Source organism: Pedobacter sp. MC2016-14 (assembly GCF_020991475.1).
In the GTDB taxonomy this organism is placed as follows: domain Bacteria; phylum Bacteroidota; class Bacteroidia; order Sphingobacteriales; family Sphingobacteriaceae; genus Pedobacter.
In genome coordinates, this window is record NZ_JAJMPA010000001.1 from 762,270 (window position 1) to 777,151 (window position 14,882).

Annotated in this window: 17 protein-coding genes; 4 read left to right on the forward strand and 13 right to left on the reverse strand. The window is 39.5% G+C overall.

Annotated elements, in window-relative coordinates; all coding sequences use genetic code 11:
* Positions 1 to 2: 2 nt before the first annotated feature.
* Positions 3 to 677, reverse strand: coding sequence for a tRNA (guanosine(46)-N7)-methyltransferase TrmB (gene trmB, locus LPB86_RS03155; protein WP_230644282.1), 675 nt, complete (start codon positions 675 to 677; stop codon positions 3 to 5).
* A 94-nt stretch (positions 678 to 771) separates the two neighbouring features.
* On the opposite strand from trmB, the gene LPB86_RS03160 reads away from it, so the two are divergent.
* Positions 772 to 1,698 carry a GDP-L-fucose synthase family protein gene (locus LPB86_RS03160; protein ID WP_370632794.1) on the forward strand — a complete coding sequence of 309 codons (927 nt, stop codon included), beginning with the start codon at positions 772 to 774 and terminating at the stop codon, positions 1,696 to 1,698.
* A gap of 7 nt (positions 1,699 to 1,705) precedes the next feature.
* Here the strand turns inward: LPB86_RS03160 and LPB86_RS03165 are convergent, their stop codons facing one another.
* The 5 genes from LPB86_RS03165 to LPB86_RS03185 form a co-directional block, all read right to left on the reverse strand.
* A complete protein-coding gene (locus LPB86_RS03165) occupies positions 1,706 to 2,638 on the reverse strand; it encodes a hydrogen peroxide-inducible genes activator (protein ID WP_230641090.1) in 933 nt (310 codons plus the stop codon).
* A gap of 2 nt (positions 2,639 to 2,640) precedes the next feature.
* A complete protein-coding gene (locus tag LPB86_RS03170; protein ID WP_230641091.1) occupies positions 2,641 to 3,093 on the reverse strand; it encodes a hypothetical protein in 453 nt (150 codons plus the stop codon).
* A 149-nt stretch (positions 3,094 to 3,242) separates the two neighbouring features.
* A complete protein-coding gene (locus LPB86_RS03175) occupies positions 3,243 to 3,851 on the reverse strand; it encodes a superoxide dismutase (protein WP_230641092.1) in 609 nt (202 codons plus the stop codon).
* A 77-nt stretch (positions 3,852 to 3,928) separates the two neighbouring features.
* The gene (locus tag LPB86_RS03180) at positions 3,929 to 4,405 is read right to left on the reverse strand and encodes a nucleoside deaminase (protein WP_230641093.1); all 477 of its coding nucleotides are present in this window, start codon (positions 4,403 to 4,405) and stop codon (positions 3,929 to 3,931) included.
* A gap of 30 nt (positions 4,406 to 4,435) precedes the next feature.
* Positions 4,436 to 4,771: a tRNA-binding protein gene (locus tag LPB86_RS03185; RefSeq protein ID WP_230641094.1), complete on the reverse strand. Its 336-nt coding sequence runs from the start codon at positions 4,769 to 4,771 to the stop codon at positions 4,436 to 4,438.
* Between the two features lie 130 nt (positions 4,772 to 4,901).
* Here LPB86_RS03185 and LPB86_RS03190 point away from each other — a divergent pair, with 130 nt between their 5' ends.
* Both LPB86_RS03190 and LPB86_RS03195 read left to right on the forward strand, forming a co-directional pair.
* Positions 4,902 to 6,086 carry a class I SAM-dependent rRNA methyltransferase gene (locus tag LPB86_RS03190; protein WP_230641095.1) on the forward strand — a complete coding sequence of 395 codons (1,185 nt, stop codon included), beginning with the start codon at positions 4,902 to 4,904 and terminating at the stop codon, positions 6,084 to 6,086.
* 25 nt (positions 6,087 to 6,111) lie between these two features.
* Positions 6,112 to 7,023, forward strand: a complete 912-nt coding sequence (locus LPB86_RS03195) for a bestrophin family protein (protein WP_230641096.1) — start codon at positions 6,112 to 6,114, stop codon at positions 7,021 to 7,023.
* On the opposite strand, the gene LPB86_RS03200 is transcribed toward LPB86_RS03195, so the two are convergent.
* The 7 genes from LPB86_RS03200 to LPB86_RS03230 all read right to left on the reverse strand — a co-directional run bounded on the left by LPB86_RS03200 (position 7,018) and on the right by LPB86_RS03230 (position 12,979).
* Positions 7,018 to 7,269 carry a DUF6814 family protein gene (locus LPB86_RS03200; RefSeq protein ID WP_230641097.1) on the reverse strand — a complete coding sequence of 84 codons (252 nt, stop codon included), beginning with the start codon at positions 7,267 to 7,269 and terminating at the stop codon, positions 7,018 to 7,020. The two genes, LPB86_RS03195 and LPB86_RS03200, sit on opposite strands and share 6 nt — an antisense overlap.
* Positions 7,270 to 7,289: 20 nt before the next feature.
* Positions 7,290 to 8,819 (reverse strand): MFS transporter, encoded by a 1,530-nt coding sequence (locus tag LPB86_RS03205; protein WP_230641098.1) that lies wholly within the window; start codon positions 8,817 to 8,819, stop codon positions 7,290 to 7,292.
* Between the two features lie 74 nt (positions 8,820 to 8,893).
* Positions 8,894 to 9,949 (reverse strand): nucleoid-associated protein, encoded by a 1,056-nt coding sequence (locus LPB86_RS03210; protein WP_230641099.1) that lies wholly within the window; start codon positions 9,947 to 9,949, stop codon positions 8,894 to 8,896.
* Between the two features lie 12 nt (positions 9,950 to 9,961).
* The gene (locus LPB86_RS03215; RefSeq protein ID WP_230641100.1) at positions 9,962 to 10,750 is read right to left on the reverse strand and encodes a TerC family protein; all 789 of its coding nucleotides are present in this window, start codon (positions 10,748 to 10,750) and stop codon (positions 9,962 to 9,964) included.
* A 78-nt stretch (positions 10,751 to 10,828) separates the two neighbouring features.
* A complete protein-coding gene (locus tag LPB86_RS03220; RefSeq protein WP_230641101.1) occupies positions 10,829 to 11,908 on the reverse strand; it encodes a DUF4097 family beta strand repeat-containing protein in 1,080 nt (359 codons plus the stop codon).
* Positions 11,905 to 12,432, reverse strand: a complete 528-nt coding sequence (locus LPB86_RS03225) for a hypothetical protein (protein WP_230641102.1) — start codon at positions 12,430 to 12,432, stop codon at positions 11,905 to 11,907. The genes LPB86_RS03220 and LPB86_RS03225 overlap by 4 nt, the downstream gene beginning before the upstream one ends.
* A 1-nt stretch (position 12,433) precedes the next feature.
* Entirely contained in the window at positions 12,434 to 12,979 is a 546-nt protein-coding gene (locus LPB86_RS03230) for an RNA polymerase sigma factor (RefSeq protein WP_230641103.1), read from the reverse strand.
* 157 nt (positions 12,980 to 13,136) lie between these two features.
* On the opposite strand from LPB86_RS03230, the gene aspS reads away from it, so the two are divergent.
* Positions 13,137 to 14,882 carry an aspartate--tRNA ligase gene (gene aspS, locus LPB86_RS03235; protein WP_230641104.1) on the forward strand — a complete coding sequence of 582 codons (1,746 nt, stop codon included), beginning with the start codon at positions 13,137 to 13,139 and terminating at the stop codon, positions 14,880 to 14,882.

A 14,882-nucleotide genomic window follows, 5' to 3' on the forward strand; every position in this document is an offset into this window, starting at 1 on the left:
CTCTAAATGGTTAACTGGTCACTAGTTGAATCAAGAGAAAACTGAATATAATTGATGTTTTTATTGTGTTTAAGATAGATGCGCTCATAGTGTGTTTTGATGGAAAGCACCTCATCGTAAAATTCAGAGTTGTACAGCTGATCTGTTTTTTTATAATATGGCAAGCCCAGGTTCTCCACAACTTCAACCGTATACAGGTACAAACCATCATTATCTGTTTTTAGGTTTATCCTGCCCTCGGGTTTTAAAAAGGTCTTGTATTTTGCTAAAAATCCAGGAAAAGTTAGGCGTTTCTTTTCTCTGCTGTCCTGAGGTTGCGGATCAGGAAAGGTGATCCATATTTCGTCCACCTCATCCGCAGCAAAATAATCCATTACATCCTCTATCTGGATACGTAGAAACGCAAGGTTTTTAATCCCTTCATCTACGCCTGTACGGGCACCACGCCATATCCTATTCCCTTTAAGGTCAACCCCAATAAAGTTCTTTTCCGGAAAAAGCCTGGCCATCTGTAATGCATATTCTCCCTTACCGCAGGCCAGTTCAAGCACTATAGGATTGTTGTTGTTAAAGTGATCAGCTGCCCATTTACCTTTTAAAGGTTTGCCCTCTTCCATTTGATAAACATTATCAAATGTATCTATCTCCGCAAATTTCCTTAATTTATCTTTACCCACTTCAATTTTTTTACGCAAAAATACGATTATGCACACATCTATCATTTAAATCTCGCTACTTATTTCGTACTTTTAGGCCAATAAAATTGTACTAGTGGATAAGAACGCAAAAATATACGTAGCAGGACATCGTGGTATGGTAGGATCTGCCATTTACCGTAAGTTAGTTAAAGAAGGTTATACCAATCTGATCACCCGTAGTTCTTCTGAACTGGATTTACGCGACCAGGAAGCTGTAAAAACATTTTTTGAAACAGAAAAACCAGAATATGTTTTCCTTGCAGCAGCAAAAGTTGGCGGTATTGTGGCCAACAACATTTATCGTGCAGACTTTTTGTACGAAAACCTGTCTATCCAAAACAATGTCATCCATCAGGCTTACAAAAACGATGTTAAAAAACTGATGTTTTTAGGCTCCAGCTGTATCTACCCTAAGCTTGCACCGCAGCCGCTAAAAGAAGATTATTTGCTGACAGGATTGTTAGAAGAAACTAACGAACCTTATGCCATAGCAAAAATTGCAGGCATTAAAATGTGCGATGCTTACCGCGCACAGTACAACTGTAATTTCATTTCTGTAATGCCTACTAACCTGTATGGCTATAATGACAACTACCACCCGCAAAACTCTCACGTATTGCCGGCGCTGATCCGCAAATTCCATGAAGCAAAAATCAATGGCACTTCAGAAGTAGTCATCTGGGGCTCTGGTTCTCCAATGAGAGAGTTCCTGTTTGCCGATGATTTGGCAGAAGCTTGTTATTACCTGATGTTAAATTACGACGATTCAGGCTTCCTAAACATTGGTACTGGAGAAGACATGACCATTAAAGACCTTGCGCTTTTAATTAAAAAGGTCATCGGATTTGAAGGCGAACTGACTTTTGACAGTACAAAACCTGATGGAACACCAAGAAAACTGATGGATGTGTCTAAACTACATGCCCTGGGATGGAAACATCAGATAGAACTGGAAGAGGGCATCAAAATGGCTTATCAGGATTTCTTATGTAAAGAATAACGCCGTTCTAAATACCTACTATATCTTTTTTCTTCCTGCTTTTCATTGCTTTGGGAATGATGGCAAGAATTTCTTCTTTAAAGGCATTGAGCATCCGCTTTTTGATGAAGTTTTTATGCGTAACCAGGCTGATCTCTCTTACAGGCTCGGGCGACTTAAAAGACCTGACCTTAGCCAGTTGCTTGGTGCTCAAATCTGCCAGGGCGAGTTCAGGTAATAAGGTGGCTCCGTTATTTACATCTACCATACGGATTAGCGTTTCCACGCTGCCTGTATTATAAGTTAAACCCTGCAAACGGCTATCCTTTGTAGAGCGGCAAATGTTCAGCACCTGAGAACGCATACAATGCCCCTCATTCAACAACCAAATGTTTTCATCCTCAAGATCATCCGCATCAATAGTCTTCTTTTTATACAGCTTACTATTTTTACTGATATAAGTTACAAAGTTCTCGTAATACAAGGGGATTTCCTGTATGTGATTATCGGCCAATGGAGTGGCTAAAATACCACAGTCCAGCACGCCTGTTTTTAAGTGATGAATAATATCTTCGGTAGTATATTCCCAAATCAGCAACTTAAGGTCCGGATAGCTGGTCATCATGGCAGAGATCACCTTCGGCAACAAATAAGGTGCAACCGTAGGGATAATACCAACCTTCAATTCTCCGGTAACTTCCTGTTGCTGATTGGTGATGATTTCCTTTATCTTATGGCTTTCCTGAAGTACCAACCGTGCCTGTTCAATAATTTGGGCACCAATTTCTGTAGGCACAACCGGTTGTTTACTCCGGTCAAAGATCTTTACACTAAGCATTTCTTCCAGCTTCTGTACTTGCATACTAAGCGTGGGCTGGGTAACAAAACACTTCTCTGCAGCGCCAACAAAACTTCTGTACGTATCTACCGCAACAATATATTCAAGCTGAACTAGGGTCATAATTAAGGAGTAGGAGGAGGTAATTTTAATCCTGAGATTCCAGTAACCACTTCTTCCTCTTCTTCTTTACCACGCTTGCCTTTTTTCTTCTTCTTTTTTGAATTTCCACTGAGCTGATCTTCCAGAAACTTATCATAAGCTGCAATCTGATCACCCTTTAAAATCGTTTTGATATTTTGTGTAGTCTGATTTTGCAGTTTATAAAATTTAGAAACATCATCTTCATTATAATTGCCCGCCTGCTGCTTTTTGATCAGCGCCAGTTGCTCCTTTGTCATGTCAAGCGTGTAATTATAGATAATGTTTCTTTGAGTAGGATTCATTTTAACTGTTTTGTCCATCTCATCAATACTTTTCGTTGCCAGCTCCTGGGCTGTAGGAATTTTATTAGACTGTGCTTTAGCAAATCCAGTTATGCCGGCAATCAACAACAGGGTTAAAATATATACTTTCATAATCATTAGTCAAAAGCCCTTAAGGGGCTTACTTTAAAGATATTTGCAATTTATAAAATTATATACAAATATAAGCCACAAACAACAAAGCCTGCAAGCGATTAAACTTGCAGGCCCCATCTTTTAGCCAAAATGGCCAAAAATTTATATTACAATGCTTTTTTATACTTTTCAGCAACAGCATCCCAGTTTACCACATTCCAGAAAGCTGCAATGTAATCCGGACGTCTGTTTTGATATTTCAAATAATAAGCATGCTCCCATACGTCCATACCTAAAATCGGTGTACCTTTAACATCAGCAACGCTCATTAAAGGATTATCCTGATTTGGCGTAGAAGAAACCACCAGTTTTTTATCTGCACCAACGCTTAACCAAGCCCATCCAGAACCAAAACGGGTTGCACCAGCTTCAGCAAATTTAGTTTTGAAATCAGCTAATGAACCAAAAGCGCTGTTGATAGCCTCTGCTAGAGCACCTGTAGGCTCACCACCTTTGTTTGGGCCAATAACTTCCCAAAATAAAGAGTGATTGTAATGTCCACCACCATTATTTCTTACTGCTGCAGGAAATTTTTCAATGTTTTTAACAATTTCCTCGATGCTTTGAGTTGCTTCAGGCTTGCCTTCCAATGCTTTATTCAAATTGGTTACGTAAGCCTGGTGATGTTTACCATGGTGAATTTCCATAGTTTGTTTATCGATATGCGGTTCTAATGCATCTGTTGCGTAATGTAACGCAGGTAATTCAAAAGCCATACTATTATAATTTATTTTTAAAATTTGTTTAACAGACAAATATAACATTCGAAGGTTAAGTTTTGTTCAATTCTTTGTCAATAACCGCGCTTAGTTTTAAAAAACCTGGTCATCAATTCGCCGCATTCCTGCGCCAGCACACCGCTCTTCAATTCCGTTTTGGGATGCAATAAATTCCCTGACTTTGTACTAAAGCCGCGCTTCTCCTCTTTTGCGCCATACACAATTCTGGCAATTTGCATCCAGTAACTGGCTCCTGCACACATTACGCAAGGTTCAATGGTTACATATAGCGTACAATCTTTTAAATATTTACCTCCAAGTGTCTGACTGGCGGCCGTAAATGCCTGCATTTCGGCATGTGCGGTAACATCATTTAACCGCTCTGTAAGGTTATAACCTCTGCCAACAATCCTGCCCTGGCACACCACAATAGCGCCAATAGGGATCTCCTCTTCGTCGAAAGCCATTTGCGCCTGCTCCAGGGCAAGTCTCATAAAATGTTCGTCTTCAAGAATCGGATCAGCATCACCAGAAAAATTATAAAAACTCATGCTTCAAAGATAAGGTTAAACCACATTAAACTAAGCCATTTTAGCACCGTTAGGTACTTTACCCCTTAGTGCTGTCAATACGATATCACCATTTTCGTCGGCAAAACCAGTAACCAAAAACTCCGACATAAATTTCCCAATCTGTTTCTTCGGAAAATTAATGACCGCTATAATCTGTTGCCCCAGCAACTCTTCTTTTGTATAATGCTTAGTGATTTGTGCAGAACTCATTTTTACCCCGAATTCACCAAAATCTACTTTTACTTTGTAAGCAGGCTTCCGGGCCTCCGGAAAATCAAATACCTCCAAAATTGTTCCCGCACGCAGTTCCACCTTTTCAAATTCACTCCAATTTATCTCTTCCATATCTTAAATCAATGTTATAAAGATGCAAGTTTATAATATTCTGGCTAATTTTTGATCCATGGACAAAATATCTGATTTTGAGTGTTAATAGGGATTAGAACGAAACAGGATATTGTCTTACCTTTGCATTATGATTGATGTAGTACTGAAAAAAGGCAAAGAGAAAGCCGCATTGCAAAAACACCCATGGATATTTTCTGGTGCAATTGAAAAAGTAAAAGGAAAACCAGCTAACGGTGAAGTAGTAAAAGTATATGCAGCAGATAAATCTTTTTTAGCATACGGTTACTACAATGATCAGTCGAGGGTTGCCGTTCGGTTGCTGGAGTGGGAAGAAGAGCAACTTATTGATCAACAGTGGTATCATAAAAAAATTAAAACAGCACTTGCCGCACGGGCTCATCTGCTGAATGAAGACACGAATACCTGTCGTTTGGTATTTAGTGAGGCTGATTTCCTTCCAGGCTTGATCATAGACAAATATGCCGACTTTTTATCTTTACAGATTTTAAGTGCTGGAATGGAAAATATAAAAGCAGACCTGATCGCCATTTTAAAAGAAGAATTAAGTCCGAAAGGAATATTTGATAAAAGTGATGCCAGTGCGCGCACGCACGAAAACCTGGAAGCAGCACAAGGTTTACTTTGGGGAGAAAACCCTCCTGAGTTTATTGAAGTCAAAGAAAATGGGCTGCGGTACCACATCAACATTGCTGACGGACAAAAATCCGGCTTTTACTGCGATCAGCGTGACAATCGCGAAATCCTTGCTGCTTATACAAAAGACAAAGAAGTATTGGATTGCTTTTGCTATAGCGGAGGCTTTACCCTAAATGCTTTAAAACAACAAGCCAGACATGTTACCAGTGTAGACAGCTCGGCACTGGCCATAGAAACTTTAAAGCATAACCTTAGCCTGAACGGCTTTGCGGAAGATAGCCAAACCAGCTTCCAATCTGACGTAAACAAGCAACTCAGGGCTTTCAAGGAAGAAGGAAAGATCTTTGATGTTATCGTGCTTGATCCGCCTAAATATGCGCCTTCAAGATCTGCACTGGACCGCGCAGCAAGGGCATACAAAGACCTGAACAGATTGGGCATGCTATTACTTAAAAGCGGTGGTATTTTGGCTACCTATTCCTGCTCTGGAGCAGTGGATTTAGAAACGTTTAAACAAATTATTGCCTGGGCTGCTTTAGATGCAGGAAAAGAAGTGCAAATAATTAAGCAATTTCACCAACCGGAAGACCATCCCGTTCGTATCTCTTTTCCAGAAGGGGAATATTTAAAAGGATTATTGCTCCGGGTATTGTAACTCATTATAGATTTAAAGCCATTTTATGCTAGTTGTACAAAATATCAGAATCAGCAGAATACTCAGGAATACCTGGCAGGTTGACCTTATCATGATCTTTTCCTGCACAATGGCTTATCTAATCAGACATTTCCTGATCAGACATCATTTTGAAATTCCTGCTATTATACCAACCGTGTTAGGTACGGCCATTGCTTTCTTTGTGGGCTTTAACAACAATCAATCTTATGACCGTTGGTGGGAAGCAAGAAAGATCTGGGGTGCCCTGGTAAACGACTCACGTTCCTGGGCCAGAAGCCTGAATTCTTTTCTTATTTACCCAGCATCTGAGGATGCTAAGTATAAGGAAATACAACAAAAGATGATACACCGCCATATCGCATTCCTATATGCTTTAAAAGCACGGTTAAGAGATGCTGTAGATGAAAGTTACAACAGCTACCTGAGTCCCGAAGATGTAACAGAGATTAATAAACAAACCAATGTTGCCAATGCCATCCTTGGACTTCAATCAAGAGACCTTCATCAATTAAACATATCCGGGGCACTGGACGGATTTAGGTTTATGGAAATGAACCAGCTCCTGGTAAAATTTACGGATGAAATGGGTATGTCTGAACGGATTAAGAATACGATATTTCCAACAACGTATAATTACTTTACTAAAGTATTCATTTGGCTTTTTGTGGTATCCCTCACGCTTGTAATCAGCCAGCATGCTGGTATATGGTCTATCTTTTTAGGCTGGCTGGTAGGCTTTGTTTACGTCTCTACGCAAATTAACGGAATGAGTTTGATCAATCCATTTGAGAACAATTCATCAGCAATCCCTTTAAATCAGATTACAAGAACTATTGAGATCAATTTATTGGAAATGATTGGAGAGGAAAATATCCCTGCCCCAATCAAACCTATTAATGACGAATATATTTTATAGTTCTTCAGAACTTTCAGGTAATTTGGTGTATTCGCCCTTTAGGGAATAAAGGCCGAAAATTACCAGTCCTGTACAAATAGGTATAAAGATAAACAGGATGATGCCCCATTGTAATATGGTATTCGTTTTGTCTACCCCCACAGGAGCAAGCGCCACTTTGTCGCAAGCCTCCAAAAACATAAACAACATAGCTGCAGGGCCTAATACGATCCAAAGCAAGCCTAATACTCTTTTTAATGCACTCATAATTCAAATATTTTTATAGGTTAATCTGCTGTGTTAACTTGTTTTTTGTTGGACAAATACACCGCACCAATGATGAAACTTAAAGCGGCGATACCAATAGGGTACCATAAGCCAGATAAAGGCGTAGAACCTGAATAACTGGCAATCAGCGTAGCAATAAATGGAACTAGTCCGCCAAATACCCCATTACCTACATGATAAGGCAAAGACATTGATGTATACCGTATTTTAGTTGGAAACAACTCTACCAGGAATGCCGCAATAGGTCCATACACCATTGTTACCAGCAAAATCTGGAAAAATACCAGAAAAACAAACTTCCAGAATATTGGGGTAGATAAGGTGATGTCTTTAAAAGTATCTTTTGCAGAAACAACAGGTTTTCCTGCTGCCGCAAATACAGTATCCGTTTCTATTTTCTTAAATGTAGTTCCATCCAATAAACTAACCGTTGCAACGGTAGACACCAGGCTGTCTTGTGTATCTTTAATTGCGGTACGTGTAACAACAGGAGCCGATGAAGATTTGATATCTTCCATTGCCCTCTCCGAAACCTTGGTATCATCTATGAACATCTGATAGATAGGCCTGTAAAAAACAATGCCCAGCAACATTCCTGTAAGCATAATCCATTTGCGACCTACTTTATCACTCCAGGAACCAAAAATTACGAAAAACGGGGTAGCTAAAGCAATTGCCCATAACAAAATATACCTGGAATCATTGAAATCTACTTTACAGGTATTTTCTATAAAGGACTGTGCATAAAACTGTCCCGTATACCAAATTACCCCCTGTCCCATGGTAGCGCCAAATAAAGCCAGCAGCACCATTTTAAAATTGGCTTTGTTGTTAAAGCTTTCTGCAAGTGGGTTTTTAGATACCTTACCTTCAGATTTAAGCTTAGTAAACATTGGAGACTCGTGCATTTTTAAACGGATGTAGATAGAAACACCTACCAGCAGAATAGAAAGCAGGAAAGGAATTCTCCATCCCCAATCTGAGAATGCATCTGCGCCAATCACATTTTTAGTGACTACAATAATTCCAAGCGAGAGAAATAATCCTCCGGTAGCAGTAGTTTGGATCCAGCTGGTAAAGTAACCACGCTTATTTACAGGTGCGTGTTCTGCCACGTAAGTAGCTGCACCACCATATTCACCGCCCAGTGCAAGGCCCTGCACAAGCCTCAGAAACAATACCAGCATAGGGGCGGCGTACCCAATAGTGGCATAAGAAGGAACCAGACCTATCAAAAAGGTAGATCCGCCCATCAGTACAAGTGTCAATAAAAAGGTGTACTTGCGACCAATTAAATCTCCAAGCCGGCCAAATACAAGGGCTCCAAAAGGCCTTACAATAAATCCGGCGGCAAAAATAGCCAGGGTGTTAATCAGTGCAGAAGCACCAGCATCTGCGGGGAATAGTTTGGCTCCGATAATGGTGGCCAGACTTCCAAAAATATAGAAGTCATACCACTCAATCAGCGTCCCCAGAGAGGACGCACCAATCACTTTAAAAATGTTGTTCTGTTTTAGTTCAGCGTTCATACGGTAATAAAAATTTGGTTTGGTCTTAAAATATTCTTTGAATATAGTAATATAAACCTTATTACCTCAGAAGTTTACTGTTCTTCCTTAAAAAAAACTTTGTAAAAGTTCATCGCTTTATTGTCGTCAAAGCCCTTTTCAATCAGCTCTTTATCTCCGTGAATATAAATATGAAAGTTTTTATCCAGCTTAAGCACACTTTTATAGGTCCTGGCCTGCTTTTTTACCGCAGCACTGGAAATGTCAAAGCTATCTGCAATCGGCGTATCAAACTCTTCTTCATAGCTCTTTTTAAAATTCTTAAAAGATTCTATTCCATCTGCATTTGCAATCACTTCATTGGAAAACTCATCCAAATCAAAGCTTTCCTTTTCCTTAAAGTACTTCATAGACTTATTTAATAAATCTATCTTATCCGCCTTAGTCAGTTCAAAATCCTCGTCCAGTTTTTGCGTAACAAAGTTCTTATAAACCCCAAGCACATTATTGGTCTGGTTATAATTGTCATTACGCACTTTAAGCTTAAGAAATTCATCTTTCCAGTAAACAGCCTCTGCACTCCTGTTGGTCTGATCTATGACCGCCACTTTAAAACCTTCTGCTGCTTCTGTGTTAAAGATCAAACAACCTTTATCCAGTTTACTGATATTTATAGCTTCCTGCTCATAACTCAATCCAAAGCCTGCGTTTTCCGGATAAACCTTCAAATACGTTTCTTTGGTTTCAGATTTAAAAATGCCGATTGCATCGTGCAATTCGCCCTCTATCTGCACATTTTCGAAATAACCAACATACAACTCTCCCGATTTTATTTTCGGGTGACTGGAAACCTCATACAGGTATTTGGCAAGTTGCTGGGTATTCTCATGAAAAGTTTCTCCTTTTTCAAAGATCTCCTTCGCAAAATGGTAAACTTCATTTAAATTTAAATTGTCATTGGGATGGAAGAACCTGCAGATTTCGTTTACCTTTTCGTAAGGTCCCAGAAAATACTTCATCAATAAACCAGTAAGCAATTCGTCTTTGATTACAATAGACTGCTCAGAAAGCACATAGAACTCATCTTCAGATTTATTACCAATCCGGTGTATTGAAAGTTCAGCCAAAGAGGCTTCAAAAAAAGAAATCATGAAACGAAAGTACTAACTCTTCTCTTCTTCTTCAGGAGTATTTTTAAGTTTTAACGGACTGCGCGTTTTCTTTTTCATTTTTAAGTTCAGCATTTCTACCAGAACAGAAAAGGCCATCGCAAAATAAATATATCCTTTAGGGATGTGCTGGTCCAAGCCTTCTGCCAGCAAGGAAACCCCAATCAGCAATAAAAAGGAGAGTGCAAGCATTTTAACCGTTGGGTGGGTATTTACAAAAGTACTGATGACATTTGCAGAAACCATCATAATCAGTACAGCAATAACTACCGCAGCAATCATTATTTCTACATGCTCTGCCATTCCAATCGCTGTAATCACAGAATCCAGGGAGAAAACAATATCCAGGATAAGGATCTGGATAATTACGCCTGCAAAAGAATGGACTTTTACTTTTCCTTCTTCCTCTTCTTCGCCTTCCAGCTTCAGGTGTATTTCATGTGTACTTTTATAAATTAAAAATAAACCTCCAACAATCAGGATCAGGTCTCTGCCAGAAATTGCCAGTTTATCCAGCCATTCCTTATTATCCAAGCTTATCCAATCCCCTATATTAAACAAGGGTGAGGTTAAGCTCATTACCCAGCTTAAAGAAAGCAGCAACAGCACACGTGTAATCATGGCCAGTCCAAGACCTAACTTTCTGGCCCTGTTTTGCTGCTCGGCCGGAAGCTTGCCCGAAAGAATGGAAATGAAAACAATGTTATCAATACCAAGAACAATTTCTAAAACAGTTAAGGTAAAAAGGGATATCCAGGCTTCGGGGGTACTAAAAAATTCCATATCATCAGCTAAGCCCGCTAAGGTAAAAAAAGCCTGCTGAATTATCCAACAAGCTTTGCTTAGTTTTAGTTTTAATTTTTACCGGAAAACAACAGATCCATAACTGGACGTTACTTTAACCAGGGCCGAGCCTCCGTTGCCTATTTTTCCGCTAAAGTTTTTGGAAAAGGTATCCCTAAGGTTTTGCACTTCTGAATTTATAGCAGAACCAGCGCTCTTAAAAGAGCCATAATTGGTCTGTACATCAAAGTTTGCATGGTATCGATCACTAAAACCCAGTGATACATTTCCATATTGACTATTTACAAGGAGTTCTTTACAGCCATTATGTAGTTCTGCAATACTAAGCCTGTTGTATTGGATCTCAAACTTCCCATTCCCGTTAAGTCGTCCAACGTTTACAGCGGCATACTGGGCGTTAACAACAAGTTTCTCAGCAGATCCGATATTTAAGCCCCCACCATACTGCTGCTTAAATGTACCTGAATTAATTTTACCAATTTTGGCACTGCCGTATTGAATGTCAAAGTAATTATTGATGTGTTTCAATTGATCTGCACTGAAATCTCCATATTGCAACTTAATATAAAGGCTGGAACAAAAATCATCCATGACGATATTGCCATAAGTTTGAAATATATCCAGAGCATTGGGTGCTGGCATATAAATGATATAATTTATCCGAAGTTCCCTTTGCCATTTCTTGCCATTTCTTATCCCACGCCCCCAGTTATCGTTGTTCTGTTCCATTTTTGTTTTAAATGACACCTGGCCATTCGTTTTAAAGGCATCTATAGAAACTTCATCCAGTAATTTTCTTGCGGCTTCCTGGCTTCCGCTGTAAGCTTTAATTAAAACATCGGCCTTCACTTCATTCCTATCCCATATTTTAACTACAACAGATCCATACTGGTTATTAACAACAATCTTATCCGAATTTTTTACCCCAAATGTTTTGCTGATGGTTTTAGACAGTACGGGCTCATCTTCATCCAGGTCAGGAAACTGTTCTGCATCAAGCCTAATTTGCTCTACATTTTTAGTGATATTCTTAGCCAGTTTTTCTATGGATACTTTAAACTCATCAATAGCCGTTTGTGCAGTCGCAATACTTACAAAACACAACAACAATGCAAAAAATCCTGCCAGCTTTTTCATATTTGTTTCTCCCCTCTGGCCTCATTTACCTGATTAATAATACAAAGTTGCTGACTAATGAGCTGAAGTTGAAACTCCAGGTTTTTTACCATCGCCTGCACAATAAGTTGTTGATTAGGGCTGTGCTGCAATTCCCTCTTTAAGCGGTCATAATCTGCATCCATCTTATTGAGGTCCCGGCTAAACTGCGAATATAATCTGGGGTTTTGTTTGGCAAAGACCTGTAAACTGTCCTTCTTTTGCTCTATCAAACCCGCAAACCGCATTTCCATTTTTGCATCGGCCGGATTTACGTCAGCAATTTCTATGTTTTGCGGCTTGCGTGCTGTTAGTACAATCAGACTTATTCCCAATATAACCGCAATTGAAGCCGCAATACCCAGCCATATTTTTAAATTGAACGTTTTTGGCTTAGGTTGCTGATTTAAACCTGATGAAATCCTTTCCCATAATTCATCAGACGGCGATTCTAAATCAAATGACTTTCTATTCGTTTTAATGTACTCTTCCAATTTCTTGCTCATCTCATACTCCTCTCTTTTCTAATAAGCTATTTAATTTTATCCTGGCCCTCATATATTGGCTACGTGAGGTATTTTCCGAAATTTGAAGGATATGCGAAATCTCTTCATGGTCATAGCCTTCAAATAAATACAAAGACAATACCACCCTGTATCCGTCAGGAAGTTTCCCCATCGCCTCCTTTATTTCATTAACCTTATAGTCAATATCGCTGGCCTCATTTTCAACATCTTCTGCTATTTCTATACCATCCAAACTCAGCAATTCTACCTTACGTTTCCGGAGCTGGTTGATACTTTTATTGATTACGATTTGTTTAAGCCATAATCCAAAAGTAGTCTCCTGTCTAAATGTACCAATTCTGGTAAAAGCATCTAAAAACGCATCCTGCAATACATCCTCTGCCTCCCCATTGTGATTTACAATTCTAACAGCAACATTATACATAGCCTTTGCATACAATTTGTAAAGTTCAAATTGTGCCTTACGCCCGCCTTGTTTACATTCATTAACAAGGTCTGCGTGCTTATCTATGTATACCGCTTCCAAATATTTAATTGTTCGTCTATAAGACCCCTGTATTTTTTAGATGTTGCATCAGCAGGCAAAATAACTGAAATTACTTTCCCAATGTAGAAGTAAAATGACTTGTGGTTACAATATGTGGCTCAAAATGAATATTTTTGCGCCCTAATACTTTTTAATAATGTTAAGAACAACAACTTGCGGTGCTTTAACGATCGGGAATTTAGGAGAACAGGTTACTTTATGTGGCTGGGTACAAAAATCCAGAGACCTGGGTGGAATGACTTTTATTGACATCCGCGACCGCTATGGAATTACTCAATTGGTATTTAACATGGATGATAATAAAGATCTGTGTGAAGCTGCCAGGGGTTTAGGCCGTGAATTTGTAATCAAAGTAAGCGGACTGGTTGTAGAACGCTCTAATAAAAACCTTAAAATACCAACAGGAGAAGTAGAAATAAAAGTTTCTGACCTGGAAATCCTGAATGCGGCAAAACTGCCTCCATTTATGATTGAGGACGATACAGACGGAGGAGACGATTTAAGAATGAAATACCGCTACCTGGATTTGCGACGCAATCCTGTTAGAAACAATATGGTGTTAAGACATAAAATGGCGCAGGCTGTTCGTCGTTATTTAGATGACCTGAACTTTATTGAAGTAGAAACACCTGTATTAATTAAATCTACACCAGAAGGTGCAAGGGATTTTGTTGTTCCAAGCAGAATGAACAATGGCGAGTTTTATGCATTGCCACAGTCTCCGCAAACTTTTAAGCAATTGTTGATGGTATCGGGATTTGACCGTTATTTTCAAATTGTAAAGTGTTTTAGAGATGAAGATTTGCGTGCAGACCGCCAACCTGAATTTACACAAATAGACTGCGAGATGTCTTTTATTGAACAGGAAGACATCCTAAATACTTTTGAAGGCCTGATCCGCACACTGTTTAAAGACATAAAAGGTTTTGATTTACCAGAGGTGCCAAGAATGCAGTATGCTGATGCCATGCGCTTGTATGGTTCAGATAAACCAGATACCCGTTTTGACATGGCTTTTGTTGAATTAACAGACCTGGTTAAAGGGCATTCTTTCCCGGTATTTGACAATGCAGAGCTTGTAATTGGTATTAAAGCTGATGGATGTGCACATTATACCCGGAAGCAAATGGATGAGCTTACCGATTTTATAAAACGTCCACAAATTGGCGCTACAGGATTAATCTACTGCAGACACAATGAAGATGGAACCATAAAATCATCTGTAGATAAATTTTATGGTGAAGAAGAACTTGCTAAATGGGCGGCTACATTTGACACTAAACCAGGCGACTTAATCCTGATTATGGCTGGCACAACAGATAAGGTGCGTAAGCAATTGAGCGAACTGCGTCTGGAAATGGGTAACCGTTTGGGGTTAAGAGATAAAAATGTATTTAGTGCGCTGTGGGTATTGGATTTTCCGTTGTTAGAATGGGACGAAGAAAGTGGCCGCTACCACGCTATGCACCACCCATTTACATCTCCTAAACCAGAAGACATTGCCATGCTGGATACCGATCCCGGAGCAGTACGTGCCAATGCTTATGACATGGTGGTGAACGGAACCGAAATTGGTGGCGGATCAATCAGGATCCACGACAGGACTTTACAGGCATTAATGTTTAAACACCTGGGCTTTTCTGCAGAAGAAGCGCAAAAGCAATTTGGATTTTTAATGGATGCTTTTGAATTTGGCGCGCCACCTCATGGTGGTATTGCATTCGGATTTGACAGGTTATGCTCTATTTTCGCCGGCCTGGACAGCATCCGTGATGTTATTGCTTTCCCTAAAAACAATTCGGGCAGAGATGTGATGATTGATAGCCCATCTACGATAGACGATAAACAATTAAAAGAGCTAAAGATTCAAACTACCCTTTAA

Bases quoted from the DNA above. Each gene is read 5' to 3' on its own strand.
- LPB86_RS03165 (WP_230641090.1), bottom strand. From the start codon at position 2,638: ATGACCCTAGTTCAGCTTGAATATATTGTTGCGGTAGATACGTACAGA.
- LPB86_RS03170 (WP_230641091.1), bottom strand. From the start codon at position 3,093: ATGAAAGTATATATTTTAACCCTGTTGTTGATTGCCGGCATAACTGGA.
- LPB86_RS03175 (WP_230641092.1), bottom strand. From the start codon at position 3,851: ATGGCTTTTGAATTACCTGCGTTACATTACGCAACAGATGCATTAGAA.
- LPB86_RS03180 (WP_230641093.1), bottom strand. From the start codon at position 4,405: ATGAGTTTTTATAATTTTTCTGGTGATGCTGATCCGATTCTTGAAGAC.
- LPB86_RS03185 (WP_230641094.1), bottom strand. From the start codon at position 4,771: ATGGAAGAGATAAATTGGAGTGAATTTGAAAAGGTGGAACTGCGTGCG.
- LPB86_RS03190 (WP_230641095.1), top strand. From the start codon at position 4,902: ATGATTGATGTAGTACTGAAAAAAGGCAAAGAGAAAGCCGCATTGCAA.
- LPB86_RS03195 (WP_230641096.1), top strand. From the start codon at position 6,112: ATGCTAGTTGTACAAAATATCAGAATCAGCAGAATACTCAGGAATACC.
- LPB86_RS03200 (WP_230641097.1), bottom strand. From the start codon at position 7,269: ATGAGTGCATTAAAAAGAGTATTAGGCTTGCTTTGGATCGTATTAGGC.
- LPB86_RS03205 (WP_230641098.1), bottom strand. From the start codon at position 8,819: ATGAACGCTGAACTAAAACAGAACAACATTTTTAAAGTGATTGGTGCG.
- LPB86_RS03210 (WP_230641099.1), bottom strand. From the start codon at position 9,949: ATGATTTCTTTTTTTGAAGCCTCTTTGGCTGAACTTTCAATACACCGG.
- LPB86_RS03215 (WP_230641100.1), bottom strand. From the start codon at position 10,750: ATGGAATTTTTTAGTACCCCCGAAGCCTGGATATCCCTTTTTACCTTA.
- LPB86_RS03220 (WP_230641101.1), bottom strand. From the start codon at position 11,908: ATGAAAAAGCTGGCAGGATTTTTTGCATTGTTGTTGTGTTTTGTAAGT.
- LPB86_RS03225 (WP_230641102.1), bottom strand. From the start codon at position 12,432: ATGAGCAAGAAATTGGAAGAGTACATTAAAACGAATAGAAAGTCATTT.
- aspS (WP_230641104.1), top strand. From the start codon at position 13,137: ATGTTAAGAACAACAACTTGCGGTGCTTTAACGATCGGGAATTTAGGA.